The sequence below is a fragment of the Staphylococcus sp. GW823-FHT05F06 genome, from assembly GCF_058795495.1.
Genome location: NZ_JBXAHW010000022.1, coordinates 1 through 26,173, shown reverse-complemented (window position 1 = coordinate 26,173; position 26,173 = coordinate 1). Strand labels below are relative to the sequence as shown.

The window sequence follows — 26,173 nt, the reverse complement described above, 5'->3', positions numbered from 1 at the left end:
TATAACTATAAAAAATAGCTATGAAAAAATCTATCGTCATAGATTTCTTCATAGCTAATCTTAGTATGTTTTTAATAATTTAATTGTCAGTGTCTAAGTTGAAAATGAACCTGACAAATAGTATTTATAAATAGAGTTAGAATTGAATTCAATGATATGATGACTCACTTTCCTATGTTAATTCATGATTCTCTTTATATTCGTTATATTTTCTTAGTAGTGTTTCAAAGAAAATGTGATAGCTAATAAAACTGGAATAATCAGTACCATCGTTTAAATAGAAGGTATTGCTTGAAACATAGACATTGTAATCAGCTTGTTGTGCCAATGTATTGTCTTTCATTGTTGTTACGGAAATAAAATATTTTTGTCTCAGTTGAAGCAATTGTGTGACTTCTTTAAGTTGATGTGTTTCGCCAGAAAGTGAAATGATGAAAAACAAATCTTCTGGAATTGTCTTGTTTAACACCATCTTTAGTTCATGAACATCATGTAACAATATAATATTTTTATGCATAGTCAACAGTATACGTTGTGCTTCTTCAGCGACATTCATCTGTGCACGTCCAGTACCATATAAGTATATTGTTGTAGCATGATGCATTTTGTGAGTTAATAAACGATAATCAATACGTTCTAAATAGTTGAATGTATTTTCAATTTCTTGTTTAAATTGCTCCATAGAATCAGAAGGAAGTTGATGATTCTTACTATCTTCAAATTTTAAAAAGGATTTAAAGTCACTATAACCATCAAAACCTAGTTTACGAGTGAAGCGATGAATCGTAGCATTTGAAGCATGTGTCTGTGAGGCTAAATCTTGTATTTTCATATTTTTGCAAACATCTATATGTGTATTAACATAATGTGCAATTTGTATATCATTATCATTTAATTGATCGAAATTAGAGTTTACACGTTCATCTAAAATCATCTTAACACCTCATCACTGAAAATATTTTCTTTATATGAAAATATAATCTAATTATACAAAAATGTTTCAAAGTGCGTCAACGTCATTGTCATTATGTAAGCGTTTACTATATATTGGTAATAACTTATTAAATAAAGAGCAATAAAGATAAACATATATTAGTTATCATAATTAAGGGAAGTGGGAGGTATTCAAAAATGAATGCAATTAAACGATTTGGTAGTGCAATGATAGTACCTGTTTTAATGTTTGCTTTTTTCGGTATTGTTTTGGGATTCGCTACATTATTTAAAAATCCAACCATTATGGGAGGATTAGCTGATCAGCAAACATTTTGGTTTAAATTTTGGTCTGTTATTGAATCAGGTGGTTGGGTAATATTTACACATATGGAAATTGTCTTTGTAGTTGGCTTACCATTATCTCTTGCTAAAAAAGCACCAGGACATGCAGCTTTAGCAGCTCTAATGGGATATTTAATGTTTAATACTTTTATCAATGCAATTTTAACTCAATGGCCACATACTTTTGGCGCTAATTTAAAAAAAGGTGTAGAAAACACAACAGGATTAAAATCGATTGCAGGTATTGAAACGTTAGATACCAATATTTTAGGTGCAATCATTATCTCAGGAATAATAACGTGGATACATAATAGATATTACAGTAAGCGTTTACCTGAAATGTTAGGTGTATTTCAAGGATTAACATTCGTTGTAACAATCTCTTTCTTTGTCATGCTACCAGTGGCAGCAATCACTTGTGTTGTTTGGCCAACGATTCAACACGGTATTGCTTCAATTCAATATTTTATTGTTGCATCAGGTTATATAGGTGTTTGGTTATATCATTTCTTAGAGCGTGTACTAATACCTACAGGATTGCATCATTTTATCTATGCACCAATCGAAGTAGGTCCAGTAGTTGTTAATCATGGTTTGAAAGCAGAATGGCTTCAACACTTAAACCAGTTTGCCGAAAGTAATAAACCACTTAAAGAACAATTCCCATATGGATTTATGTTGCAAGGAAATGGAAAGGTTTTTGGTTGTCTAGGTATAGCATTGGCAATGTATGCAACTACACCAAAAGAAAATCGTAAAAAAGTTGCTGCATTATTAATACCAGCAACACTTACGGCAGTAGTAGCTGGTATTACAGAACCACTTGAATTTACATTCTTATTTATTGCGCCATTTTTATTCGTATTACATGCACTACTAGCAGCAACTATGGATACACTGATGTATGGATTTGGTGTTGTAGGTAATATGGGTGGCGGTGTACTAGATTTTATTGCAACTAACTGGATACCATTAGGAAAAGCACATTGGATGACATATGTCTTTCAAGTAGTAATTGGTTTAATCTTTGTTGCAATTTACTACTTCTTATTTAAATATTTAATTTTAAAATTTGATATTCCATTACCAGGACGTAAGAAAGGTGAAGAAGAAGTTAAATTATTTTCCAAACAAGATTATAAAGATAAAAAAGGAGATTCAACTCGCAATCATTCACCTAATAGTGAATATGAAGAAAAGGCGATGTACTACCTAGAAGGTCTTGGAGGAAAAGAAAATATTAAAGACGTTACAAATTGTACGACACGTCTACGTTTAACTGTTAAAGACGAAAGTAAAGTTCAAGAAAGTGCCTATTTTACACATAATCAAATGTCTCATGGTTTAGTAAAAAGTGGCAAAAGTGTTCAAGTCGTCGTTGGAATGTCTGTACCTCAGGTAAGAGAAGCATTTGAAAATATTGTAAATGATGATCTATCTTAGATATAAAGTAACTCCCAAAATAATTCAAATAGAGATTATTTTGGGAGTTTTTGTATTTATATGTGTAAATAAGTTATTCTTGCTCATATATTCTATCTTTCTATTCATGAAATGCGTGCTTTATGTAGCATTTTTGCTCTATAACTTGCTGATAGGATATCAATATTACGCGTTGCAATAGTTTGAAGCAGCTTTGTGAAAATCTCAGGAGGACATGTGACGCTCGCGCAATTATTATTTAATGTATAATTCACATTATGATGATTCGCAAACATATTCATAATATCGATGACTTTATCTTTAATGAAGGCATCTTGTAAACCATCGATCGCTAAATCAAAGCGTTTAATAGATTGGTAAAGTTGTTCTGAATCAAGAAGTTCATTTACACGGTTGGGTAAAAGTATTTGATAAATAGCATAATTGTGGAAACTTAAGAAACTTATCAGATAAGGTAGTTGTAGCTTGGGGAGGCTAACTTCCAATGCGAACACATTGTTTTGCTTAATGATAGAATACTGAAAAGATTCACAAAAAGTAATTTCTTTACATAAATGTATTAATTTTTTTCGCGTTGAGCGAGATTTCAAACCTGCAACATTAATGATGTAGGTTTCAAATTTATCAATCAACATATGGGGACCTCCAATCGTTAACAATATATGTATGAAAATGATATGAATGCTTATTTTTTATACGCTGTTCGTTTAAATAAATTGTACCACTCTTTTTTTTTAGAATCACTAAGACTTTTGATTGAAGTTGAAAGATTATAGTTATCTTATTTCGAATGAGTAATCATTGAAAGAAAAGTTTTATTCATTGCATAGTTAAGAACCAGATTTTATATTATTTGATGCTTAGTTATTTAGAAGCAAGCTTAAATCAAATTATGTTAGTATGAAAAATAATAAATATTGAAAGGAGATGACAATATGTATAAAGCTGTAGTGTTTGATTTTGATGGTACTGTCATTGATACCGAAAAGCATTTGTTCGATTTAATAAATACACATTTAAAAATCCATCAAGTAGCGCCGATTTCTTTAGAATTCTATAAACAATTTATTGGCGGTGAAGCTACTGAATTACATACATATTTAGAAGATGCTATTGGTTTCAAAAATAAAGAAAAAATTTATGATCAATATTATCAAACAAGTGTTGAATTGCCGGTAAATTCTACAATCATTCAATTGATGCAATATTTAAAAAAACGTCATATCCCAATGGCGATTACTACAAGTAGTTATAAAAAGAATATATATCCTATATTTAATCAATTAGGACTAGATACATATATTGATGTTGTTGTTGGTCGTGAAAATGTCGATAGTGTTCAACCTAATCCGGAAATTTATTTAAAAGCCGTACAAGAGCTTAATTATAATCCTACAACCTGCTTAGCAATTGAAGATTCTGTCAATGGTGCTACTGCAGCGATGCTAGCAGGATTAGATGTTGTCGTTAATACGAATATAATAACGAAGGATCAAGATTTTTCGACAGTTCAATGTGTTGGACAGGATATGGAATTTGAAGATATAAAGAATTCTTTATTTAAAGAATAAATTGGAGGTATTCAAAAATGGGCTATATTATCCTATTTTTCATAGCAGGTCCAGTAATTATAGGAGTGGGTAATCTTATATTGGGACCGATATTTAATAAACGTACACCTTTACATGTTCAATTTCGATCGTTTATTATTGGTTCTCTTGTGTACCTTATTCTCGCCACGATTTGCTATTTTTTGTTTCTTCAAGGCAAATTATAAGGCTATTTACAGTCTGAGTTGATTTAGAACAATGGTAAAGTTAACTTAACTAAAATAAGTTTGTTATTTATATTATAGAAAAGAAATCTAAAATTAATATTAATGATTTATACTAGTTTGAATATAAATATTAAATGAGGGACTCAAAATTCGTATAAATATCTTAGTTGTTCACTAATAACGAGATTTGAAAATCATGATAGATTGAGGTATATGTTTAAATCAATCATCGAGCGCACTTACTAAAAAAGTCTGGGACATAAATCATAATGTCCCAGACTTTTTTACTGTCTATTAAACAGTAATTTTGTTGAACTTACATAATCAATTTTAATACTAATGTTACTATAATAAGTATAATTAATAATAAATCAATGCCTACCATAATAGTATATCGTGTAGGTTTTTGGCCTTGCTGCTTAGCTAATACCATTGCTTTATAATTTGGAAGTAAACTAATGATTAACAAAATAATTACAATGAGTCCGATAATAATAGTCAAGATGAGCGACCTCCATTTTTTCTATTTAAGAACTCCCATATGACACCAGCAAACACACCTATAATTAGTCCGGCAATGATACCTATACGCGGAGTGAAAAAAATTGCTCCGAATATAAGGCATATAAAAAGCGCAATAGGCAAAGTTGTACCATAAATAAGTTTACGTTCTGACGAACTTAAAATTGTAAATACAATGATATAAATGACAAAGAAAACAATAGCTGCAATGACAGTTCGTACAATAATAGACGATATTGAAGCCTCTTTCATAGTCAATAAATTAAGAATTAAAAATGCAGTCATAAATATTAAAGAAAATTTGATTGCACGTATAACAAGCGCTTTATTCATATGAGCACTCCTTTACTATTTAAAAAAAGTATATCATATTTAAATAATTATTAAGAGCAAAGACATAGGTAAAATGGTAATGTGATTTAAGTTAAATTTGAAATGACATTGTATATAGTTTTAACAATCATTTTGTGTTATATAGCTAGGTGGTAAGCTGTTAATATTTTAAATCAACTATAAGAGTGTGTACTGAACTATTTCGTTTGCTCTATAATCTCTATTATCAAAAAGATTTTAATATGAGTGTTATCAAAAAGCAAGAAAACATCTTAGCAGGATAGGTAAGCGCTTTTACAGAATTGTAAAAATATTGTTTCAATTTTGTCAATTTGTAGTATAATTACGGAAATAAGATTATCAAAAATTCAATCTAGATTTAGAGATGGGGTCAAGTTATGGAAAATAATGAGTTGCAAAGGGGATTGAATGCACGTCAGATGCAGATGATTGCTCTTGGTGGAACAATTGGTGTTGGTCTTTTTATGGGAGCAACAAGCACAATTAAGTGGACAGGTCCATCAGTTATTCTTGCATATTTAATTGCTGGTATTTTTTTATTTTTAATCATGAGAGCCATGGGTGAAATGATATATATTAATCCAACCACTGGTTCTTTTGCGACGTTTGCTAGTGACTATATTCATCCAGCAGCTGGCTACATGACTGCTTGGAGCAATGTATTTCAATGGGTTGTCGTCGGCATGAGTGAAGTGATTGCAGTAGGAGAATATATGAACTACTGGTTCCCAAGCCTTCCTAATTGGATACCAGGAGTGATAGCAGTTCTCTTTTTGATGGCTGCTAACCTAGTTTCAGTAAAAGCGTTTGGAGAGTTTGAATTTTGGTTTGCCTTAATTAAAGTTGTAACTATTGTATTAATGATTATTGCAGGATTAGGATTAATTTTATTTGGTATAGGCAATGGAGGGAATCCAATAGGGATTTCTAACTTATGGTCACATGGTGGATTTATGCCAAATGGATTCATTGGATTTTTCTTTGCTTTATCTATTGTGATTGGATCATACCAAGGTGTTGAATTGATTGGCATCTCAGCAGGTGAAACCAAAAATCCTCAAACAAATATTGTAAAGGCAGTCAACGGAGTGATATGGAGAATTTTAATTTTCTATATTGGTGCAATTTTTGTCATTGTATCAGTATATCCTTGGAACCAATTAGGTAGTATTGGTAGTCCTTTTGTTGCAACGTTTGCTAAAGTGGGCATTACGTTTGCTGCTGGTTTAATAAACTTTGTAGTCTTAACAGCAGCATTGTCTGGTTGTAATTCAGGTATTTTTAGTGCAAGTCGAATGATTTATACTTTGGCAAAAAAAGGACAAATGCCTAAAGTATTTACTAAAGTAATGAAAAATGGCGTACCTTTCTACACTGTATTTGCAGTATCTATGGGAATATTAATTGGTGCTTTATTAAATGTTATACTTCCATTAATTATTGATGGAGCTGATAGTATCTTTGTATATGTATATAGTGCCTCTATTTTACCGGGAATGATACCTTGGTTTATGATTTTATTTAGTCATCTAAGATTTAGAAGGTTACATCCTGAAAAGGTTCACAATCATCCTTTTAAAATGCCGGGAGGGGCAATTGCCAATTATTTAACTATCATGTTTTTACTCCTAGTATTAGTCGGTATGTTACTTAACAAAGAAACTGTAGTATCGGTTGTTATTGGTATCGTGTTTTTAACAGCTGTGACACTTTATTATCTTATTAGATATCACAAAAAGGAACGACAAATATAATAAAAGATGAAATGAAGATTGATTGTTAAAATCAGTAATTTTTAAGAGTTAGTATAAATTAAAGCGATTCTTTCATACATTATCTTTTCTAGGATAAGTATAAAGAATCGCTTTTTATTATTTTAATGTTTAAAATCTATATTCGAGAGATGTTTACGGTAATTATCTAATGCAATTTTTGATTGAGTAATAAAATCTAAAGATGATTGATAATTTAGCGCAATATATCGATAGTACAATATATCAATAGTAAACATTTGTGCAAATAACGAAGTTGTGGCTCCCATACGCATCTCATTTTCATCGGTTTGTCCATAGGTTAAAACAATATTAGATTGCTTTGCAACTGGATTATCAGAAGTGCTTGAAATAGTCGCAATGGGAATGTGATAGTCTGCAATGACTTTAGCAATAGATTGCATTTCACTTTGAGTACCATTGTTAGATATAAATATAACACAATCATTAGAGTTACGTGTTGCTAACATAGTGGTGAAAATATGAGTTTCATGCACTAGTTGAATATTTAGACCGATGCGAGATAATTTTTGATATAAATCTGTTGCTACAACAAATGAGGCACCATAGCCGTAAATAAATATGGTTTCAGAATTTTTAATTAGATCACAAATTTCATCGATGATAGCAGCGTTAATGGTTTCATTAGCATTACTTAACGCTGCCTTAGAGCGAGAATGCAATTTGTTTTTAAGTGAAATTGTACTTTCGTTATCAACTAACTCAACATTATATTGTGTGACTTCTTTAGGTAAAAATTTAGACAAACGTGTTTTAAGTTCATTAAAGCCACCGGGTGTTACCTTTTTACTTAGACGTATGATAGAAGTAGAACTAGTTTCTAATTGATTTGCAATTTCTTGAGAAGTCATATTAACAACTTTATGAGGATAGTTGAGAATAAATTGCGCAATTTTTTTCTCGTTTTTAGTGAAATAGGGATACTGGTTGTCAATCTTATACAAAATGTTTGGCAATTAAATCACCCATTTATTCAGGATTTCTCATTTCTTTAGTTGTGCCGAAGAAATAAGTAAAGATAAAGCCACCCGCATAAGCAGCTAGTAAACCTACGATGTAACCGAGATACATATTATTAGCAATCAATGGTAATAATGAAATACCACTTGGTCCTACAGCTGTCGCCCCAATATGACCGATACCACCAATGACAGCACCACCAACACCGCCACCTATACACGCAGTGAAGAAAGGGCGACCTAATGGAAGTGTTACACCATAAATTAAAGGTTCACCTATACCTAAGAACCCTACAGGAAGGGCACCTTTGAGCGTATTACGTAATTCTTTATTTTTACCGCATCTCACCCACAATGCAATCGCCGCACCGACTTGTCCAGCACCAGCCATAGCGGCAATAGGTAACAAGTAAGTGGAGCCAGTTTGATTGATTAATTCGATATGGATTGGGGTGAAGATATGATGTAATCCTAGCATGACTAAAGGTAAAAAGAATGCTCCTATAATGAATCCACTGAAAATGCCTCCTACTCCAATAATCCAGTTAATTACATAAACAAGACCATCGGAGACAAAGCCAGCTAGTGGCATGATTATAAATATAGTTAACAAACCAATAAGTAGTAAGGTTATTGTGGGCGTTACGATGATATCAATAGAGTTAGGTATTATTTTATGTAGTCGTTTCTCAACCATGCTTAATAACCAAACTGCGAAAATAACACCAATAATACCACCTTGTCCAGCAGCTAGATGTTCTCCAGTGAAAATATTTTTAATTGGATTTTCATCCGTGATACCGGTTAGTAATGTAGTACCACCGATTACTCCACCTAAACCTGGTGTAGCACCGAATACTTTCGCTGAGTTAATACCAGTGAAAATAGCTAAGTAAAATAACATACCATCTTTAATAACATTTAAGACAGTAACAATTTGTTGAATCCATTGACCTGAAATGGAACCTGCTGTAAGCAAGTTACTAAGTATTGCTGCAATCCCACCGATTAATCCTGCACCTATAAATGCTGGTATTAAAGGTATAAAGATATTAGCAATAGATTTTAACACTTTATTCCATTTACTTTGTTTTCGTTGACTTTGGAATTGTTTTTTATGTTCATACGCACGTTTTTCTGCCTGTGATTTATAACTTTGATTTTCAGTCGTCTCTTCAGCTAGAGTTGCTCCTGACTGGTCAGCCATAAGTTTAGCAACTTTATTAACAATCCCCGGTCCAACAACAACTTGAATTCTTTCATCTTCAACAACGCCTAATACGCCATTGATTGATTTTAATTCATCATAATTAACTTTTGCATCATTGTGTACTTTAATACGAACTCGAGTCATACAATGGATGATATTGCTTATGTTTTGAGAACCGCCTAATGCGTGGGTAATGTCTTTGGCAAGACGTTCTTCTTTACTCATGGAATCTCCTCCTTAAGTGTTGATAGCTTGCTTAATCACTCCATTATTTTGTTTTAAACGAAGTCTTGCATCTTGTTGAGTTGTGGAACATAAGTGCATTACGATAGCTATTTTGATATTGTGGTCTGATTTTTCATATAATTCTATAGCCTCTTGATGATTTAAATCACACACATCTTGAATTATGCGAATAGAACGATGGATTAACTTTTGATTTGTAGGTCGTAAATCAACCATTAAATTATCATAAACTTTACCCACGCCAATCATTGTCATTGTAGAAATCATATTTAAAACTAATTTTTGAGCAGTACCTGATTTTAATCTCGTAGAGCCTGTTAATACTTCAGGTCCCACATTGATTTCTAATACGTGATTTGAATTTTTACTTATATCACTGTGAACGTTACAAGAGAGTGCGACTGTTTCTGCATTCATTTTATTTGCATAAACTAGTGCACCTTTTACATATGGTGTACGTCCACTAGCAGAAATACCCACAACAATATCTTTGGATTGAAGATGGATGTTCTTTAAATCCTGTGCACCTTGTTCAGCATCATCTTCTGCACCTTCAATAGCTACCGTCATAGCTTTTTGTCCACCAGCGATGATTCCAATAATATCATTTGGTGAAACGTTAAAAGTTGGAACACATTCTGCTGCATCTAGTACGCCAAGTCTTCCACTTGTACCTGCACCAATATAAATAATTCGTCCTCCATTATTAAAGCGTTGAATTGCACTCTCTATCACTTTTGTTAAATTAGGAATAACAGGTTCTATCGCTTTAGGTACTAATTGATCTTCTTGATTCATAGTTTTTAATGCATCACTTAGATTCATTTCATCCAGATGCATCGTTTGTATATTTCTCGTTTCAGTAGTTAAATGATTCATTTGTTATTCTCCTTCGTATATACAAATTTAAAAGTATCTCCAGGTTGAATCAGTGATAACAATGGAACATCTTTATCACAAACATGACCAATACAATTGATGTGGGAATGACCTGGCATAGGAGCTTTTATAACTTGAATTTCTCCTTCATAACGACCATTCAAGTGATTATCAATTGTGATATCTCCTTGATCTCTATGTGCCGATCCTATCATTGGGACAGTCTGTTGATTACCTGTACGAGAATATTGAGATCGAATTACATGTTCAGGTGAATCTAATCTTGATGTGTGTATCTTTAAAACTTGTGATGTAAATGAGGAGTCTAGTTGATCTAAGTGTAAAATAAAGTGTCGATATAGCCACATATTAGATAATTGTTCCGCATAAATGTGTGATAATAGCGTATCACTAATTATAATGTCAGATATACCCGTTAATTGAAGGTCTTGTGCAGCAATAAGAGGGTGTTCAAAACGATGTTTTTCAACTGTAGGAAGACCTTTGAATAAGGGGCCTCTCTTCTGCGTGCCAGGTATAAAAGCACAAATTTTTGCATGCGCATCGTATTTTCTTATGAGTTGATTTTTTTCTTCAATAAATGAGATAGATAAACCAGTATCAGGTCTAGGATAATAATTATGACAGTATAAAAGTTGATTATTAAAATCAGTACAATATATGTGCGCTAACATGCTATCAGTTAATGTACTAGCATTAAGACAGCATTTGAAGCCGTGACTGATAATGTCTTTGATAAGGTCAATATTTAATTGATTATCTATACGAATATAAAAATCCCCATGAGGTAATTGGTTCAAATAACTGTAAATAGTTTGATTAAGTAATGAAGGGGTTACATCGATAATATAAGTGATTTGATAGGCTGATAATAGTTGGCATAAGTCTCCCAAATAAGCCATTTGATTTTTCTTGTCTTCCTCAGGTATCTGTAGTGAAGTAAAAACTACATCATAGCCTAAGTCAGCCATATTTAAAATATAATCTCGATCTAAATTCTGTCCTAGATAGACTGAGAAACCAAGCATTTTAAACACTCCTTCTTGATACCTAATCATGGCTAATTATAACCTTATTGCAACAAGTTTACAATTTAGTAAATAGAATAAATAATTTAATGTTTTAATTATAAGAGATTGATATTTATAATTATTTTTAACGTTAATATATAATTAATAGTATAGTAGTATAGAAACATTTGAATATACTAAAGAGCTTGTTTATGTTTGAGTAACTGTCGGTGAATGAGTGTTTGTTGTGTATTAATGTAATAAATTATATGTCCTTGGTTTAAAGTTAAAAGTGGAGAATCGTTTAACCTTCGAATCAATTGGCAGTACGATACAAGCGTATCATTAGAATTCAACAACAATTGATGAGACATTGCCCATTTCATCTCTTGATTTACAGTAAGGTTGAAATCATCTATAAAAGATTCAAATTTGTTATGATGTATGAGTGCATAGTATTTCGCATTTTCACTCAGAGAGAGTAATTTAACAAGTTGTTGTTCAATATGTAGTGAAATTTCTAAATAATTCATAAAGCCTCCCATATGATTGAATAATTATTGGTGAGTGGAAAGGATACAATGATGAAAAAAGATAAAAAAAGGCAAAGTTATAGGTTTAAAGATATAGTATGGCGTGATTTCAGTTTAATTGCGATAGGCTTTCTATGTATATTTATATTTAGCTTTATAGGTTTAACAATTGCTGCTATAGCTTTTCAAAGTATTAATGAATTACAACTTACTATGATTGGAACTCTAGGACAATTTATGTCATATATTTTAGTGATATTAGCTTTTTATTTTTTACATATCAATTCATTTGTAGATAGAGTTAAGAGTGGTTTTGATTATTTGAAAAAGCATTGGTTGTTTATAATTATCGTCATGTGTGCATCTTTTATTATTTCTAATGTTTATGACAAATTAATTGAACTATTACCTAAATATTTGCAATATAGTGAAACGCAAAATGAACTTGAACTCAATGAATTATTTAAAAGTGGTATATTTATTCCTTTTGCATTTGTACTTATTGTAATTGTAGGACCTATTGTTGAAGAATTGGTATTTAGACATTTGTTAATAGGTGAACTAGGTAAAAAGTTTAACTTTATTGTGATGGGGGTTATATCAGCATTGTCTTTTACATATATACATGTGAGTGATGCTAAGTCCCCATTTGAATTTGGAGCATATTTAATACTGGCAATAGCATTAGTATATGTTTACTTAAAATCGAATAGAAACTTAGCTTCATCAATTAGCTTACATATGTTAAATAATTTCATATCATTCATTTGGACAATTATAGTTGTATTCAGTAAATGATTTAAAAATATATTTCCGAGCAGTAGTTATAACGGGAAATTACTAAAGAGAGGTATAGTTTTGTCACTGGGACGAAAATGAAAGTTTAAAAATAGAAGTGTACATTAATAACTCTATAGACAGCTACTAGTGTGTTAAAATGCCTGGGGCCATTCGGCTATCCCAGGCTTTATTTTTATCATTCAGAAGGCGCTAAAAACTGTCGATAATTTTCAATTGAGATATCTTGGGTTTGTATCGTTTTTTCAAAAGAATATGAGATATCTTGAATATCCAGGATAGATAATTCACGAGTGTAACCTCTACCGATTTCAAATACAACAGCATGCCAAACAGCATTTTTGCATATTAAGCCTATAAAAATCACATTTTCAGCTTGAATTTGATTATTTTCATTTAAATCTACTAACATCACATTACGCTCCGTGCAATAAATTAAAATATCAGAAAATAATTGAGGTAGTGTGACATGATTAGAATCTTCAAATTTAATATAATAATCCATTTTTTTTAGCAATTTACGTAATCGTGTTTGAGGTAAATTTAAACATTGCTTGATTATTGCTCGAATTTCATTTTGATAAGGTAAAGTGGAATTGGACTGACTTTCATTTAGTGTTAAAAATAATGCCGAAAGTTGCTGTTCAGTTAACGATAAGGTGATTTTAGCATGTGCATCTTTGATTTGATAACCGCCTAATTTGCCATGACGAGCATATACTTTTACCCCTTGATCTTCTAATTCATCAATATCACGTAAAATAGTTCTCTTAGATACGTTAAATTGTTTTGCAAGCTGGGATGCAGTAATTTTGTCAGAACTTTGAATAGTTTGAATAATTCGATTTTGACGTTCTAATTTATTCAATGAAAGTCACCTCCATAAACATTACATATTACAATTATTATAACATATAAGCGACAATGATGACATTTTGATTGTTTCAACTCCGCGATAGTGTAAAATTATACAAAAAACTTTTAGAAAACGCTTACAAAAATAAAGGCAATATGATACTATAATATTTGTAACAGGGGGAGCGATTAGACAAAGGGGTAGAGCTACATATTAGATAGCTGTATAATCGTTCAAGTTACATCAAAACATCTTCAATATTTATTACTTACTTTCCTTTCTATTTGTCGGCTAGTTATTGACTAGCCGATTTTTTAATTTTTATTGATACAAATTCTCATTTTATAACACTATGATTTACAATAGATTTTACATATAACTATAATGATTTTAAATGAAAGCACGATAGTCTTTGAAACAATGAAATGAAGGTGAAATTATGACAGAACTTTATTTAAAAAAATTAGATGAATACATATGTCAATGGATACGTGGTTTAGACGATATCATTCCACGTTTGGTTGAGAAAATGGAAACATCAACAAAAAAAGATAGGTTTGATTTAGTTACTAATGTTGATAAACAAATTCAGAATCATTTTCAAAACTTTCTTCAGGAACATTATCCTACACATCAATTACTAGCTGAAGAGAAAGATAACTCAGATATAACACCTTACGAGGGTCACCTCTGGATTATGGATCCTATAGATGGAACAAGTAATTTAGTGAAACAACAAGAAGATTACTGTATCATAATAGGATATTTTATTGATGGGGAACCTAAACTTTCATATATTTATGATTATCCACATCAAAGATTATATAGAGCAATTGCTGGTATAGGAGCCTACGAAAACAATCAATTAATGACAATGCCAAAAAGAATTGGTTTAAGAGAGGCAATTATTTCATTTAAACCACAAGTGTTAAAAGAAGAGACGGTTCAATCTTTATTTCAATCAGCCTTTGATTTTAGAAGTATTGGGTCTTGTGGTCTTGATTCTATTCGAGTGATAAAAGGTCAGTTTGGGGCACACATTAATACGAATCCTAAGCCATGGGATATTTCAGCACAATTTCTTTTTGCAAGAGAACTAGGTTTGATTATGACACAAATAAATGGTGAACCTCTTGATTTTAGTAAGGCGGGCCCATTTATTATTAGTAATCCTGGTTGTTACGATGATATGATACGTATCTTAAATGAAGGCGGAGGCTATTCAAAGAGTAGTCATCATATCGAGCGTGGTTAATGTATATTTTTATAAATTATATCAAATTAGCTCTATAGAGATTTTATACATTTAAACTATACGATTTCTTAAAGAAAATTTAAAATAATTAATGAATAGGTCTATAGATGTATACCAAATAAATTTATTTATAATATAATGACCTATGTATCATAAAACAACAAAATTATTGAATAGGAGTGGTAGGGATGCAAAGATCAGATAAAAGAAAAATGAGCCTGCCGATGAAAATACTACTATGGGTAGTGGGAATTTTATTTCTATTAGCAATCATTGCAGTTATTTATGTTAGTGCAAAAATATTTATTACAGGAGACAAAATACATAATCCGTTAAATAGAAATCATTCTGAATTACGTTCTGGAAAAGTAAATTTAAAAAATGGTGATCCATTTACTATTGCACTTTTTGGCGTAGATTCTGATGAAAAGCGAAAGCAACAAGGCGGTGGGGAACGAAGTGATACAATCATGGTACTTTCCATTAATCCGAAAGAAAAGAAAACTGAGCTAGTAAGTATTCCACGTGATACCAAAGCAGAAATAGCAGGTCGAGGTACTGAAGAAAAGATTAACCATGCATACGCTTATGGCGGTCCTAACATGGCTGTTAAAACAATTGAAAAATTAATGAATGTTCCAATTGACCATTACGCTACGATTGACATGGATGGACTACATGACATGATTGATACATTAGGTGGCGTTGATGTCGTAAGTAATAGTACATTTACAATGGGGGCTAATCACTTTGTTAAAGGTGAAAAAACACACGTAGATGGTGATGCTGCCATGGACTTTATTAGAAGTCGTAAAGAAGATGGGGCAGGAGGCGATTTTGGTAGACAAGAGCGTCAGCAACTTATCTTAGAAGCGATGGCAGATAAGTTGACAAGCGCTTCTTCAATCACTCATTTTAATACATTAATGAATCAAATTCAGAAAAATGTTAAAACAGATTTAAAATTAGGTGATCTTAATACAATTAGAACTAAGTATAAAGATGCTAATGACCAAGTTAATCGACATCAGTTAGAGGGTGAAGGTGGTATACAAAATGACGGTTTGTACTATTTCATACCAAGTGATGCATCTAAAAATGAAAATACACAATTACTAAGAGACAATTTAAATTTATAAAAAAGAAAAATTTTTAAAATCACATATAGTGTAATGCTTGAGTTAAAAACCTAGAACGAAATGTTCTAGGTTTTTTGCAAATTAAAGATGGCTGAGTTAAATATTCTCTTATTTTAGTTTTAAACATTTTTGCTAAATTTTTAAGGATTATATTGCATTATATATCATTTTCTTTTAACTAATACTTAAATAAACTGAGTTAATATGTAATTCAATGTCTATTAAACAAAAGGTTATGATATTCAATGCTAATGGCTTGAAATAAAGATATATATATTCAGACGTTTTAACAAATATCGCACAACTTGTCTTTTTGCTAGAAGAATTAGATGTTGAAAACTTAAGTGAATTATTATCACGTTTAAACAGTGGATACATTCTACAAATCTAACCAAACCTGGTGACAAAACAACAATTAACATTCTTGTTGGATTTTTACGTGATGATGATATCAATCGTAGTATGATATATGTTAAATCTGCTTAGAGGAATGTCTCGTAATAACTAAATCTAGTACGGTTTAATATATTTTTAAACTAACATCTATCACTTAAATTTCTAGTACATTTGATATAAAAACTTTTTACCGTATTATGAGTCGACATTTATTCTTCTAATCATGTATGATTAGTAATGTTATTAAATATCATAGAAGGAGTGACGCATATCAATCCTAAAGTATTAAAAGCTCTAGCAATCACATCTAATGTACTATTAGTTATTGGAATCATCTGTTTAATTATGCTAAAGCTCATGTTAGCTATTGCATTTTTTGTTGTATCATTAACAATTAGTCTCGTCATTTTTAATGTTATGTTCAGACACCGTACAGGTATGAAAATTGCAATTAATGTCTCGTTCTTTATAGTGATGATTGCTATCGTAATAGCCTATTTTGTATTATCTTAAAATTTTTAGGAGTTAGTTGAAATGTTAAAGAATACTCGGCTTCGAATGACGACATTGTTCATAATTAGCATACTCGTCATTTTAGCAATACTTTTTCTTATATTTGATACAAACCTTTTTAAAAATGATGTTAAACATACATTTAAAGAAGCGGTGTCTCTTCAAACAAGTGAGGGAAATATCCATACTAAAGAAGTTAATGGTAAGTTTATATATGCTTCCAAACAAGATATAGAGAAAGCTATGCAAATAAAACATAGTGATAATGATTTGAAGTACATGGATATATCAGAAAAAGTACCTATGTCAGAGAAGGAAGTTAACCATATCTTAAAAGGAAAAGGTATTTTAGAAAATAAGGGATCAACGTTTATTAAAGCCCAAGATAAATATGAAGTGAATATCCTATATCTCATCAGTCATGCACTAGTTGAGACAGGAAATGGTCAATCAGATTTATCAAAAGGAATTAAAGAAGGTAACCATCACTATTATAACTTTTTTGGTATTGGTGCTTTTGATGAAGATGCTGTAAAGACTGGTAAGAGTTTTGCTAAACAGAAGAAGTGGACCACTCCTGAAAAAGCGATAATGGGTGGCGCGTGGTTTGTGAGATACCATTACTTTAAAAATAATCAATTGAGCTTATATCAAATGCGGTGGAACCCACAAAATCCAGGCCAACATCAATATGCTAGTGATATTCAGTGGGCCAATAATATAGCTGATTTAATGGAGAAATACTATGATAAATATGGAATAAAAAAAGATCATATAAGAAAAAAATATTACAAATAAATAAAATTAGAGAATGAGTTAGCAATCAACTAAGTGTTTCATTCTATTTTGGCAATTTATATATGAATAGCTTCAAACAGAGTAGTTTTAACTTTGTCAATGATTAGCTATATGATAAAAAACTTGGGACAATAAAAGATGTCTCAGGTTTTTTAGGTTTAAAAGAATATTCGTAAGCATATACCCCTTTTGAATTTTTAAATATTTCTTTTACAATAGAGTGAAAATTTAAAGTAAGCATTAACAATAGAAAGATTAGATATATATTCATTATTTTTAATTAGAGAATTGTATTTATTGACAATTAAAATAGAAGGGTTTGCTTTTCAACATGTGTGTGTATGCTAAAATAATAAAGAATGATAAATTTGAGGTGTAAAACATGAAAATAGCAATAGTAGGCGCAGGTATAGGTGGTTTAACTGCTGCTGCGTTATTAGAAGAACAAGGTCATCAAGTTAAAGTGTTTGAAAAAAATACTTCTATAAACGAATTAAGCGCTGGTATTGGGATAGGAGATAATGTTTTAAAAAAATTAGGGCATCATGACCTTGCTAAAGGCATTAAAAATGCTGGTCAAAATCTTACCGCAATGAATATTTATGATGAGCAAGGCACCCCATTAATGAGCGCTAAATTGAAGTCTCATTCCCTAAATGTCGCATTATCTAGACAAACTTTAATTGAGATCATACAGTCATATGTCGAAGAATCATCTATTCACACAGGATTTAAAGTTACTAAAATTGAACAAACGAGTTGTAAGGTTACCCTACATTTTACCAAACAGGAAAGTGAATCGTTTGATTTGTGTATTGGTGCTGATGGGTTACATTCTGTAGTAAGAGAGTCTGTAGGTGCACGAACTAAAATTCGTTACAATGGTTACACATGTTTTAGAGGCATGGTTGAAGATGTACAATTTAATGACCAACATGTTGCGAATGAATATTGGGGTGTTAAAGGACGAGTAGGTATAGTCCCATTAATTAATCAACGTGCTTATTGGTTTATTACTGTTCATGCTAAAGAAGGAGATCCAAAATATCAATCTTTTGGAAAACCCCATCTTCAAGCATATTTTAATCACTTTCCAAATGAAGTGAGAAATGTGTTAGAAAGACAAAGTGAAACAGGTATATTACTTCATGACATATATGATTTAAAACCACTGAAGACATTCGTTTATGGACGTACTATTTTAATGGGCGATGCTGCGCATGCCACTACGCCTAATATGGGACAAGGTGCTAGTCAAGCTATGGAAGATGCAATTGTATTAGTGAATTGTTTAGAAAAATATGATTTTAATAAAGCGATTGAGCGTTATGATAAACTTAGAGTTAAACATACCGCAAAAGTGATTAGGCGTTCGAAAAAGATAGGTAAAATGGCTCAAAAGCATCATAAATTAACTGTTAAACTTAGAAATACCGCGATGAAATTAATACCAAATGCTTTGGCATCAGCTCAAACAAAATTTTTATACAAATCCAAAGAAAAGTAATATATGATGACATACATTGTTAAATGATAAAGTTAAATATTAAAAATGCAGTAATTTTAATAAATAAAGAGCTATGAAGATAGAGACTCAACTCAATATCTTCATAGCTCTTTTTGTGTTTATGTTGTTGAATGCACCAGTTAATTGACAATAAACTGAGGTTCATCACCATTTAATTTTTTTATTGTATCATTCGCAACAATTTTAGCCATCATATCTCTAGCTTCAAATGTTGCATTACCAATGTGAGGTGTAAGCACAACGTTTTTAAATGATTTTAATGCATCAGTGATTTCTGGCTCAAATTCATATACATCCAATGCAGCACCTTCAATAGCTTTATTATCAAGGGCTTCAACTAAAGATTGTTCATTTACTATTGGACCACGTCCTGCATTAATTAAATAGGCAGTAGATTTCATTTTATTAAATTGTTCAGTATCAATCATATGATGCAGTGATGGATTATATGCCGCATTGATTGTAATAAAATCTGCATTTTTAAGTAAAGTATCTAAATCTACATATTTCGCACCGATATCTCGTTCTTTTTCTTCCTTACGATGAGGACCAGTGTACAGAACATCCATATCAAATGCGCGTGCGCGTTTAGCTACTGCACCTCCAATTTCACCTAAGCCTATAATACCAATAGTTTTTCCTGATACCTCTCTGCCTCGGAAGAATAAGGGTGCCCAACCATCAAAACCTGTTGTTCTGGATAAATGATCTCCTTCTACAATTCTACGCGCTACTGATAAAATTAAACCGATTGTTAAATCAGCAGTAGCATTTGTCGAAGCGTGTGGTGTATTTGTAACATCTATATTTTGTTGTCTTGCATATTCGACATCAATATTATTAAAACCTGCACCATAATTCGCTATAATTTTAAGGTTATTAGCACTATCAATAATATCTTTATCAACAGAAGTTGATAGTAAACTAATTAATGCATCTGCATGTTCTACCCCTTTTTTTAAGGTTTCTTTATCAATAAGCCCCTCGCCATCATACATGTCTACCTCAAAATGTTCTTTCAATAAGTTAAGTCCCACTTCAGGTATTGCGCCTGCAATATAAACTTTTGTCATAACCATCACTCCTTCTTTTATGAATAGTATAGTAAAACAAGAAAGCGCAAACAATCATTAAACCTTAATGATTGATATTAATAACTTATTAAACGTAATCCAACAACTGAAATGATGATTAATAAAATACATAAAATTCTACTTAAACGTGTAGATTCTCTATAAAAAATCATTCCAATTAATGTACCACCAGCTGTACCAATTCCTGTCCATATAGCGTATGCAGTACCCATAGGAATAGATACCATTGCAAATTTTAATGTACTAAAACTTAATATAAATGCTAATCCTAAAAAAATGACATAAATTTTATTCTTTGTACGTGATAGTTCATTTAATAGAACAACACCCAAAATTTCAAAACTTCCGGCTATCATTAGAAATAACCAAGCCATACTTTTTATCTCCCTTCTTTCGTTGCATCAGTTGTCAGTTTTAATCCTATTATTCCTAAAATAAGGGTCATTATTAAAAAGATTTTAGTGAAAGTAAATGGTTGGTTGAAGAAAATCATATCAACTAACACTGTACCAACAGCACCGATTCCGACAAAAAATGCATATACCGTACCAACTGGTAAGTGCTTCGAAGCATCAATGACTAGAAAAAAGCTTAAAGCAATAAAAAAGAGGGTAAATATCCATGTAAACAATGAGTGCGCTTGATCAAGTCCAGTGACCCAGATGATTTCAATAAAACCGGCTAATATAACTTTAAGCCATTGCATTCTTTTATTCCTCCTATTAAAGTAATAGAACCATTTTCTCAAATTCGTAACTTCGAGGCAATGGCTTCTCACAAACATTACTATTAAATAAAAAATCCAATCTATTCTTACACAAGAATAGATTGGAGTAATTTTAATAATTTGAATACTGATTAATTCAGGTGGATGTAATTATATGAACTTGCTTCACTGGCAGAGATTGTTCGTGTGCTTATAGCGAATGGACCACCATCATAGTTCATTTCTGATACAGTAATAGAACCATCATTATTGACACTTTCAACGAAAGCAACATGTCCGAAAGCACCTTCAGATGATTGCATAATTGCACCTTCTTCAGGTGTATTATTTACAGTGAATCCTGCTGCTTGAGCTGCAGTTGCCCAGCTATTTGCATTCCCCCATGTTGATCCGATTTTTCCACCAGTTTTATCATAAACATACCAAGTACATTGGCCAGAAGTATATAAATTTCCTGAATTAGAAAATGATACTTCAGTTGTACTATAGTTATATGTACTTTGTTGTTGATTGTTATTTTCAGCCGCATCTGCATGTGTTGTGTGACCTAGAAATGCTATACCAAGTCCAGCTACCAATGTCGAGATTGCTTTGATTTTTTTCATAATATTTAACGCCTCCAAAAATTGTAATATTTATTAGATGTACTGCAAATTGATTTGAAAATTATTAACATGTTTACTCATTTATGTGTGTGCATGTAGTTGTTCTTAACAACACTGAATACTTTAACAGATTTAATTGAAAATATGGGGATTGTTACTTATTCGTAAACAAAATAAAAAAACTTGATTATCTATGTAATAAAAGATAACCAAGATTACGAACTCAATTTATATTGTTAATGTGCTTCAAATCAAGATTTGGAGGGTCATAATGTAAATAAGTTCAAGTGTTTTATTACAATGATTCTGTAATAATGTAACTTATTTTATAAAAGGTATCGTGAGTGGGATAGTGTAAGTTTTGCCAGACATATATTTTACGCAAGCAATAATTGTACACACAAATGACATTATTAACAATGCCAATAAGATGAAGACTACCACCAGCAGCAAAATTAATAATAAGATGGCTAAACTTTCACTTATATTCATTAAAGGAACAATCATAAACATACATATCACGCCTACTGTTGAATAGATAGTATAAGAAATAAAATAGTTCAGATACGTTTTCCCAGATACATCAATAAGTCGGGACTCTTTACGCTTGAGTAACCAAATAATCAAAGGACCAATGATACCAGTAAATAAACTTAATAAATAAATTAACATTGCCATTAAACGATTATCTTGACTTTCCTCATTTTGAATAGTTGATTGGTGGTGTACTGTACTGTCATTCGATAAATTATCTGATGAAGTTTGATCAGACACATTCTTAGATTTTAATTCATTGTAATTCGTGTGTTTATCCATAATAGGTTTTACCTCCATTTGTAAAAAAAATCACTTAATGCAACTATAATTGTATCAATAATTAATTATTAATTAAATGTTAAATTTAATTTTTATATCGATTGACGAAGTAGTTTGAAATATAGATAATTTGGTTATATAGTACTGTTGTTATTAATAAAATTTTAAGCGTTATATATAATAGTAATGTAAATGGTAAAATTTTATATTATAATGCAGATCTAGTAAATATTTTAATCATTACATACATGTGGAGAGGCACATCGTTCAATCAGATTATGTTTGAATTGAGAACCACTCCTTTTTTATGGCAAGAATACAAAATATATTAGTGATTTATTGTAGTATAAGCATAAAAATTTAGTGAAAAGAGGTAAAAAAATGAAAATAGCTATTGTAGGTTCAGGTAATGGTGCAGTAACTGCTGCAGTGGATATGGTAGATAAAGGTCATGATGTACGATTATATTGTCGTAACGAATCTATTAGTAAATTTGATGTCGCCCTAGAAAAAGGTGGCTTTGATTTTAATAATGAGGGAGAAGAAAAGTTTATAGAGTTTACTGATATTAGTGATGATATGGAGTATGTTTTAGATGGTGCAGACATTGTTCAGGTAATTATTCCTTCATCATTCATTGAATATTATGCTAAAGTGATGTCAAAATTTGTGACGAACGACCATCTCATTTTCTTTAACATTGCTGCTTCAATGGGTTCAATACGATTTATGAATGTATTAGAAGATCGTCATATTGATGTCCATCCACACTTTGCAGAAGCAAATACATTAACATATGGTACACGTGTTGACTTTAACAATGCTAAAGTAGATTTATCTTTAAATGTTCGTCGGGTGTTCTTTTCAACATTTGATCGTAGTGAGTTAAATGAAAGTTATGAAAAGGTATCTAAAATTTACGATTATCTTGTAAAAGAAGAAAGTTTACTTAAAACTAATCTTGAAAATGGTAACCCAGAAGTACATCCTGGACCAACATTATTGAACGTTGGACGTATTGATTATTCAGAAGAGTTTTCTTTATATAAAGAAGGCATAACAAAACATACTGTGAGATTATTACATGCTATTGAGATAGAACGTTTAAATTTAGGGAGAAAATTAGGTTTTGAATTATCGACTGCCAAAGAATCACGTATTCAAAGGGGTTATTTAGAACGGAAAGACGAGGATGAACCGTTAAATCGTCTTTTTAATACTAGTCCTGTGTTTTCTCAAATTCCAGGACCGAATCACGTTGAAAACCGTTATTTAACTGAAGATATCGCATATGGATTAGTATTATGGTCTAGTTTAGGACGTGTCATTGATGTCCCGACACCTAATATCGATGCTGTTATTATGATAGCTTCAACTATTCTTGAACGCGATTTCTTTGAAGAGGGCCTCACTATCGAGGAATTAGGCTTAGATAAATTAGGATTAGAGTAATTTTTAGCAATTAAAATTTAAGAAAAGAGGTTTTGTTTCAAATCATACTGAAGGGAGCAAAAGTATGACTCAAAAGTATAGATATCCTACTTTTTTAGAATCTATTTCTACTATTTTAGTTATGGTTGTCGTTGTAGTAATTGGTTTTGTTTTCTTTAATGTCCCGATACAAATATTATTATTAATTTCTTCAGCTTATGCAGCATTGATTGCACATAGAGTGGGATTAAAATGGAAGGATTTAGAAGAGGGGATTACTCATCGATTGAGCACGGCGATGCCAGCTATCTTTATTATTTTAGCTGTTGGAATCATTGTAGGAAGTTGGATGTATTCTGGAACAGTTCCAGCGTTAATTTACTATGGACTTAAATTTTTAAACCCAAGTTATTTATTAGTATCTGCATTTATAATCAGTGCAATGACTTCAATCGCTACAGGAACGGCTTGGGGATCGGCATCTACAGCAGGCATTGCACTCATATCAATTGCTAATCAATTAGGTGTGCCAGCAGGTATGGCTGCTGGTGCCATTATTGCAGGGGCGGTTTTTGGTGATAAAATGTCTCCATTATCTGATACTACAAATTTGGCAGCTCTTGTAACTAAAGTTAATATTTTTGCTCACATTAAATCGATGATGTGGACAACAATCCCTGCTTCTATAATAGGATTGGCTATATGGTTTATTGTTGGATTACAATATAAGGGAGACGCAAATACACAACAAATTCAAAATCTATTAAAAGAATTAACAACAATTTATAACTTGAATTTTTGGGTATGGATCCCACTTATTATCATAGTTTTATGTTTAATATTTAGAATCTCTACAGTACCGTCAATGCTTATCTCTAGTATCAGTGCTTTAGTTATTGGAACATTCGATCATCAATTTAATATGAAAGATGGTTTTAAAGCTTCTTTTGATGGATTTAATCATACAATGCTACACCAGTCTCATATTTCAGATAATGCTAAGACGTTGATTGAGCAGGGTGGTATGATGAGTATGACTCAAATCATTGTAACTATATTTTGTGGTTATGCTTTTGCTGGTATTGTTGAAAAGGCAGGTTGTTTAGACGTAATTTTAGAGACAATAGCTAAAGGCGTAAAGTCAGTTGGAACACTAATATTAATAACTGTAGTTTGTAGTATTATGCTAGTATTTGCAGCTGGAGTTGCTTCAATAGTTATTATTATGGTAGGCGTACTTATGAAAGATATGTTCGAAAAGATGAATGTCTCAAAGTCAGTGTTATCTCGTACACTTGAAGATTCAAGTACAATGGTATTGCCACTCATTCCATGGGGCACATCTGGTATATATTATGCACACCAACTTAATGTTTCAGTTGATCAGTTCTTTATATGGGCAATCCCATGTTACTTATGTGCATTCATTGCAATAATTTATGGCTTTACAGGTATAGGAATTAAAAAAATAAGTAGAAAATAAGTTTAAATATTATTGTAAGTGGAATGTAGATAATAGTTGAAACATTAACTTACGATATAAATTGTAGCTATAGTATCATAAGGCGTTTCAAGTTTGTTAATATCCTTTAAGTACATATCATGTATTTGTTATGTAGCGAAATAAATGCATGACAGTACACGACGAATTCTTTTGACACTATTTTTGAGATGACATAATTATTGAGAAAACTACCACAACAATTGAATTTGTTTAAAGTTGTAATTGAGGTTAAAGCGTTTATTAATACGTTTTAATCTCAATTTTTTAATATCTATAATCATAGAGCGTCGATGTATTGTTTTAATCTTATATAAAGAAAAATGGTTCTACACTGTATAAGTTGATAAAATACTGCTTAAAAAATACCTGAGACAATGATAATCAATGTCTCAGGTATTTGACTATGTTATACAAGTTTTATATGTGATTAGTGAATATAGTTATATGAAGCAGCTTGACTCGCAGAGATTGTACGTGAAGTGACAACACCTGCACCGTGACCGTAGTTCATTTCTGAAACTCTGATTGAACCATTGCTGTTTACACCTTCAACGTATGCTACGTGTCCGTATGCACCTTGTGACGTTTGTAAGATTGCACCTTTAGCAGGTGAATTGTTTACTGTGTAACCAGAACGTGCTGCAGCGTTTGCCCAGTTGTTTGCGTTACCCCACGTTGAACCGATTTT

Annotated in this window: 28 protein-coding genes; 12 read left to right on the top strand and 16 right to left on the bottom strand. The window is 31.4% G+C overall.

The window, feature by feature from the left end:
• Window positions 1-172: 172 nt before the first annotated feature.
• Window positions 173-934 (bottom strand): MurR/RpiR family transcriptional regulator, encoded by a 762-nt coding sequence (locus tag AC1Q7N_RS10980; protein ID WP_002438434.1) that lies wholly within the window; start codon window positions 932-934, stop codon window positions 173-175.
• A gap of 197 nt (window positions 935-1,131) precedes the next feature.
• On the opposite strand from AC1Q7N_RS10980, the gene AC1Q7N_RS10975 reads away from it, so the two are divergent.
• Complete coding sequence (locus AC1Q7N_RS10975; protein ID WP_002456961.1) at window positions 1,132-2,721, top strand: alpha-glucoside-specific PTS transporter subunit IIBC; 1,590 nt, start codon at window positions 1,132-1,134, stop codon at window positions 2,719-2,721.
• Window positions 2,722-2,825: 104 nt separating this feature from the next.
• On the opposite strand, the gene AC1Q7N_RS10970 is transcribed toward AC1Q7N_RS10975, so the two are convergent.
• Window positions 2,826-3,356 carry a hypothetical protein gene (locus tag AC1Q7N_RS10970; RefSeq protein ID WP_001830032.1) on the bottom strand — a complete coding sequence of 177 codons (531 nt, stop codon included), beginning with the start codon at window positions 3,354-3,356 and terminating at the stop codon, window positions 2,826-2,828.
• 300 nt (window positions 3,357-3,656) lie between these two features.
• Between AC1Q7N_RS10970 and AC1Q7N_RS10965 the strand changes: the two genes are divergently transcribed.
• Together AC1Q7N_RS10965 and AC1Q7N_RS10960 are read left to right on the top strand one after the other, a co-directional pair.
• Entirely contained in the window at window positions 3,657-4,292 is a 636-nt protein-coding gene (locus AC1Q7N_RS10965) for an HAD-IA family hydrolase (protein WP_002484671.1), read from the top strand.
• Between the two features lie 17 nt (window positions 4,293-4,309).
• Window positions 4,310-4,498: a hypothetical protein gene (locus tag AC1Q7N_RS10960; RefSeq protein ID WP_002438441.1), complete on the top strand. Its 189-nt coding sequence runs from the start codon at window positions 4,310-4,312 to the stop codon at window positions 4,496-4,498.
• A 316-nt stretch (window positions 4,499-4,814) separates the two neighbouring features.
• Here AC1Q7N_RS10960 and AC1Q7N_RS10955 read toward each other — a convergent pair whose 3' ends face one another.
• Together AC1Q7N_RS10955 and AC1Q7N_RS10950 are read right to left on the bottom strand one after the other, a co-directional pair.
• Window positions 4,815-5,000: a hypothetical protein gene (locus AC1Q7N_RS10955; RefSeq protein ID WP_001830056.1), complete on the bottom strand. Its 186-nt coding sequence runs from the start codon at window positions 4,998-5,000 to the stop codon at window positions 4,815-4,817.
• The gene (locus AC1Q7N_RS10950) at window positions 4,997-5,353 is read right to left on the bottom strand and encodes a hypothetical protein (RefSeq protein ID WP_002456963.1); all 357 of its coding nucleotides are present in this window, start codon (window positions 5,351-5,353) and stop codon (window positions 4,997-4,999) included. The genes AC1Q7N_RS10955 and AC1Q7N_RS10950 overlap by 4 nt, the downstream gene beginning before the upstream one ends.
• A 398-nt stretch (window positions 5,354-5,751) precedes the next feature.
• On the opposite strand from AC1Q7N_RS10950, the gene AC1Q7N_RS10945 reads away from it, so the two are divergent.
• The gene (locus tag AC1Q7N_RS10945; protein ID WP_002456964.1) at window positions 5,752-7,128 is read left to right on the top strand and encodes an amino acid permease; all 1,377 of its coding nucleotides are present in this window, start codon (window positions 5,752-5,754) and stop codon (window positions 7,126-7,128) included.
• Window positions 7,129-7,250: 122 nt separating this feature from the next.
• Here the strand turns inward: AC1Q7N_RS10945 and AC1Q7N_RS10940 are convergent, their stop codons facing one another.
• From AC1Q7N_RS10940 to AC1Q7N_RS10920, 5 genes are all read right to left on the bottom strand, one after another.
• Window positions 7,251-8,123: a MurR/RpiR family transcriptional regulator gene (locus AC1Q7N_RS10940; protein ID WP_001830051.1), complete on the bottom strand. Its 873-nt coding sequence runs from the start codon at window positions 8,121-8,123 to the stop codon at window positions 7,251-7,253.
• Between the two features lie 13 nt (window positions 8,124-8,136).
• Window positions 8,137-9,561: a PTS transporter subunit EIIC gene (locus tag AC1Q7N_RS10935; RefSeq protein ID WP_001830059.1), complete on the bottom strand. Its 1,425-nt coding sequence runs from the start codon at window positions 9,559-9,561 to the stop codon at window positions 8,137-8,139.
• Window positions 9,562-9,573: 12 nt separating this feature from the next.
• The gene (gene murQ / locus AC1Q7N_RS10930; RefSeq protein ID WP_002456966.1) at window positions 9,574-10,461 is read right to left on the bottom strand and encodes an N-acetylmuramic acid 6-phosphate etherase; all 888 of its coding nucleotides are present in this window, start codon (window positions 10,459-10,461) and stop codon (window positions 9,574-9,576) included.
• Window positions 10,458-11,510 (bottom strand): MupG family TIM beta-alpha barrel fold protein, encoded by a 1,053-nt coding sequence (locus tag AC1Q7N_RS10925; RefSeq protein ID WP_002500435.1) that lies wholly within the window; start codon window positions 11,508-11,510, stop codon window positions 10,458-10,460. Before AC1Q7N_RS10925 ends, murQ begins: the two co-directional genes overlap by 4 nt.
• Window positions 11,511-11,689: 179 nt before the next feature.
• Window positions 11,690-12,025 carry a hypothetical protein gene (locus AC1Q7N_RS10920; RefSeq protein ID WP_002469322.1) on the bottom strand — a complete coding sequence of 112 codons (336 nt, stop codon included), beginning with the start codon at window positions 12,023-12,025 and terminating at the stop codon, window positions 11,690-11,692.
• A gap of 51 nt (window positions 12,026-12,076) precedes the next feature.
• Between AC1Q7N_RS10920 and AC1Q7N_RS10915 the strand changes: the two genes are divergently transcribed.
• On the top strand, window positions 12,077-12,823 hold the full coding sequence (locus tag AC1Q7N_RS10915; protein ID WP_002468207.1) for a CPBP family intramembrane glutamic endopeptidase: 747 nt from the start codon (window positions 12,077-12,079) through the stop codon (window positions 12,821-12,823).
• A gap of 178 nt (window positions 12,824-13,001) precedes the next feature.
• On the opposite strand, the gene AC1Q7N_RS10910 is transcribed toward AC1Q7N_RS10915, so the two are convergent.
• On the bottom strand, window positions 13,002-13,691 hold the full coding sequence (locus AC1Q7N_RS10910; RefSeq protein ID WP_001830039.1) for a helix-turn-helix transcriptional regulator: 690 nt from the start codon (window positions 13,689-13,691) through the stop codon (window positions 13,002-13,004).
• A gap of 427 nt (window positions 13,692-14,118) precedes the next feature.
• On the opposite strand from AC1Q7N_RS10910, the gene AC1Q7N_RS10905 reads away from it, so the two are divergent.
• The 5 genes from AC1Q7N_RS10905 to AC1Q7N_RS10885 all read left to right on the top strand — a co-directional run bounded on the left by AC1Q7N_RS10905 (window position 14,119) and on the right by AC1Q7N_RS10885 (window position 19,287).
• Window positions 14,119-14,934 carry an inositol monophosphatase family protein gene (locus AC1Q7N_RS10905; protein WP_001830034.1) on the top strand — a complete coding sequence of 272 codons (816 nt, stop codon included), beginning with the start codon at window positions 14,119-14,121 and terminating at the stop codon, window positions 14,932-14,934.
• 188 nt (window positions 14,935-15,122) lie between these two features.
• Entirely contained in the window at window positions 15,123-16,073 is a 951-nt protein-coding gene (locus AC1Q7N_RS10900) for an LCP family glycopolymer transferase (protein WP_001830043.1), read from the top strand.
• A 633-nt stretch (window positions 16,074-16,706) separates the two neighbouring features.
• The gene (locus AC1Q7N_RS10895; RefSeq protein WP_001830049.1) at window positions 16,707-16,982 is read left to right on the top strand and encodes a hypothetical protein; all 276 of its coding nucleotides are present in this window, start codon (window positions 16,707-16,709) and stop codon (window positions 16,980-16,982) included.
• 21 nt (window positions 16,983-17,003) lie between these two features.
• Complete coding sequence (locus AC1Q7N_RS10890; protein ID WP_001832638.1) at window positions 17,004-17,780, top strand: N-acetylglucosaminidase; 777 nt, start codon at window positions 17,004-17,006, stop codon at window positions 17,778-17,780.
• Between the two features lie 382 nt (window positions 17,781-18,162).
• Window positions 18,163-19,287, top strand: a complete 1,125-nt coding sequence (locus AC1Q7N_RS10885; protein ID WP_001830037.1) for an FAD-dependent monooxygenase — start codon at window positions 18,163-18,165, stop codon at window positions 19,285-19,287.
• Window positions 19,288-19,427: 140 nt separating this feature from the next.
• On the opposite strand, the gene AC1Q7N_RS10880 is transcribed toward AC1Q7N_RS10885, so the two are convergent.
• The 5 genes from AC1Q7N_RS10880 to AC1Q7N_RS10860 form a co-directional block, all read right to left on the bottom strand.
• On the bottom strand, window positions 19,428-20,381 hold the full coding sequence (locus AC1Q7N_RS10880) for a 2-hydroxyacid dehydrogenase family protein (protein WP_001832639.1): 954 nt from the start codon (window positions 20,379-20,381) through the stop codon (window positions 19,428-19,430).
• 77 nt (window positions 20,382-20,458) lie between these two features.
• Window positions 20,459-20,776, bottom strand: a complete 318-nt coding sequence (locus tag AC1Q7N_RS10875; RefSeq protein WP_001830046.1) for a DMT family transporter — start codon at window positions 20,774-20,776, stop codon at window positions 20,459-20,461.
• A gap of 5 nt (window positions 20,777-20,781) precedes the next feature.
• On the bottom strand, window positions 20,782-21,108 hold the full coding sequence (locus AC1Q7N_RS10870; protein WP_001830041.1) for a DMT family transporter: 327 nt from the start codon (window positions 21,106-21,108) through the stop codon (window positions 20,782-20,784).
• 152 nt (window positions 21,109-21,260) lie between these two features.
• Entirely contained in the window at window positions 21,261-21,734 is a 474-nt protein-coding gene (locus tag AC1Q7N_RS10865; RefSeq protein WP_002495623.1) for a CHAP domain-containing protein, read from the bottom strand.
• Window positions 21,735-22,055: 321 nt separating this feature from the next.
• Window positions 22,056-22,550, bottom strand: coding sequence for a DUF4870 domain-containing protein (locus tag AC1Q7N_RS10860; RefSeq protein WP_001830040.1), 495 nt, complete (start codon window positions 22,548-22,550; stop codon window positions 22,056-22,058).
• 381 nt (window positions 22,551-22,931) lie between these two features.
• Between AC1Q7N_RS10860 and AC1Q7N_RS10855 the strand changes: the two genes are divergently transcribed.
• Together AC1Q7N_RS10855 and nhaC are read left to right on the top strand one after the other, a co-directional pair.
• A complete protein-coding gene (locus tag AC1Q7N_RS10855; protein WP_001830031.1) occupies window positions 22,932-24,002 on the top strand; it encodes an NAD/NADP-dependent octopine/nopaline dehydrogenase family protein in 1,071 nt (356 codons plus the stop codon).
• A 64-nt stretch (window positions 24,003-24,066) separates the two neighbouring features.
• On the top strand, window positions 24,067-25,464 hold the full coding sequence (gene nhaC, locus AC1Q7N_RS10850) for a Na+/H+ antiporter NhaC (protein WP_001832636.1): 1,398 nt from the start codon (window positions 24,067-24,069) through the stop codon (window positions 25,462-25,464).
• Between the two features lie 448 nt (window positions 25,465-25,912).
• Here nhaC and AC1Q7N_RS10845 read toward each other — a convergent pair.
• Window positions 25,913-26,173, bottom strand: a 261-nt coding sequence (locus AC1Q7N_RS10845) for a CHAP domain-containing protein (RefSeq protein WP_019834579.1), incomplete at its 5' end; no start/stop codon positions are given.

What these genes read in the sequence shown, in the direction of transcription:
- AC1Q7N_RS10980 (WP_002438434.1), bottom strand. Translation starts at nt 934, where the DNA reads ATGATTTTAGATGAACGTGTAAACTCTAATTTCGATCAATTAAATGAT.
- AC1Q7N_RS10975 (WP_002456961.1), top strand. Translation starts at nt 1,132, where the DNA reads ATGAATGCAATTAAACGATTTGGTAGTGCAATGATAGTACCTGTTTTA.
- AC1Q7N_RS10970 (WP_001830032.1), bottom strand. Translation starts at nt 3,356, where the DNA reads ATGTTGATTGATAAATTTGAAACCTACATCATTAATGTTGCAGGTTTG.
- AC1Q7N_RS10965 (WP_002484671.1), top strand. Translation starts at nt 3,657, where the DNA reads ATGTATAAAGCTGTAGTGTTTGATTTTGATGGTACTGTCATTGATACC.
- AC1Q7N_RS10960 (WP_002438441.1), top strand. Translation starts at nt 4,310, where the DNA reads ATGGGCTATATTATCCTATTTTTCATAGCAGGTCCAGTAATTATAGGA.
- AC1Q7N_RS10950 (WP_002456963.1), bottom strand. Translation starts at nt 5,353, where the DNA reads ATGAATAAAGCGCTTGTTATACGTGCAATCAAATTTTCTTTAATATTT.
- AC1Q7N_RS10945 (WP_002456964.1), top strand. Translation starts at nt 5,752, where the DNA reads ATGGAAAATAATGAGTTGCAAAGGGGATTGAATGCACGTCAGATGCAG.
- AC1Q7N_RS10935 (WP_001830059.1), bottom strand. Translation starts at nt 9,561, where the DNA reads ATGAGTAAAGAAGAACGTCTTGCCAAAGACATTACCCACGCATTAGGC.
- murQ (WP_002456966.1), bottom strand. Translation starts at nt 10,461, where the DNA reads ATGAATCATTTAACTACTGAAACGAGAAATATACAAACGATGCATCTG.
- AC1Q7N_RS10925 (WP_002500435.1), bottom strand. Translation starts at nt 11,510, where the DNA reads ATGCTTGGTTTCTCAGTCTATCTAGGACAGAATTTAGATCGAGATTAT.
- AC1Q7N_RS10920 (WP_002469322.1), bottom strand. Translation starts at nt 12,025, where the DNA reads ATGAATTATTTAGAAATTTCACTACATATTGAACAACAACTTGTTAAA.
- AC1Q7N_RS10915 (WP_002468207.1), top strand. Translation starts at nt 12,077, where the DNA reads ATGAAAAAAGATAAAAAAAGGCAAAGTTATAGGTTTAAAGATATAGTA.
- AC1Q7N_RS10905 (WP_001830034.1), top strand. Translation starts at nt 14,119, where the DNA reads ATGACAGAACTTTATTTAAAAAAATTAGATGAATACATATGTCAATGG.
- AC1Q7N_RS10900 (WP_001830043.1), top strand. Translation starts at nt 15,123, where the DNA reads ATGCAAAGATCAGATAAAAGAAAAATGAGCCTGCCGATGAAAATACTA.
- AC1Q7N_RS10895 (WP_001830049.1), top strand. Translation starts at nt 16,707, where the DNA reads ATGTTATTAAATATCATAGAAGGAGTGACGCATATCAATCCTAAAGTA.
- AC1Q7N_RS10890 (WP_001832638.1), top strand. Translation starts at nt 17,004, where the DNA reads ATGTTAAAGAATACTCGGCTTCGAATGACGACATTGTTCATAATTAGC.
- AC1Q7N_RS10885 (WP_001830037.1), top strand. Translation starts at nt 18,163, where the DNA reads ATGAAAATAGCAATAGTAGGCGCAGGTATAGGTGGTTTAACTGCTGCT.
- AC1Q7N_RS10880 (WP_001832639.1), bottom strand. Translation starts at nt 20,381, where the DNA reads ATGACAAAAGTTTATATTGCAGGCGCAATACCTGAAGTGGGACTTAAC.
- AC1Q7N_RS10875 (WP_001830046.1), bottom strand. Translation starts at nt 20,776, where the DNA reads ATGGCTTGGTTATTTCTAATGATAGCCGGAAGTTTTGAAATTTTGGGT.
- AC1Q7N_RS10870 (WP_001830041.1), bottom strand. Translation starts at nt 21,108, where the DNA reads ATGCAATGGCTTAAAGTTATATTAGCCGGTTTTATTGAAATCATCTGG.
- AC1Q7N_RS10865 (WP_002495623.1), bottom strand. Translation starts at nt 21,734, where the DNA reads ATGAAAAAAATCAAAGCAATCTCGACATTGGTAGCTGGACTTGGTATA.
- AC1Q7N_RS10860 (WP_001830040.1), bottom strand. Translation starts at nt 22,550, where the DNA reads ATGGATAAACACACGAATTACAATGAATTAAAATCTAAGAATGTGTCT.
- AC1Q7N_RS10855 (WP_001830031.1), top strand. Translation starts at nt 22,932, where the DNA reads ATGAAAATAGCTATTGTAGGTTCAGGTAATGGTGCAGTAACTGCTGCA.
- nhaC (WP_001832636.1), top strand. Translation starts at nt 24,067, where the DNA reads ATGACTCAAAAGTATAGATATCCTACTTTTTTAGAATCTATTTCTACT.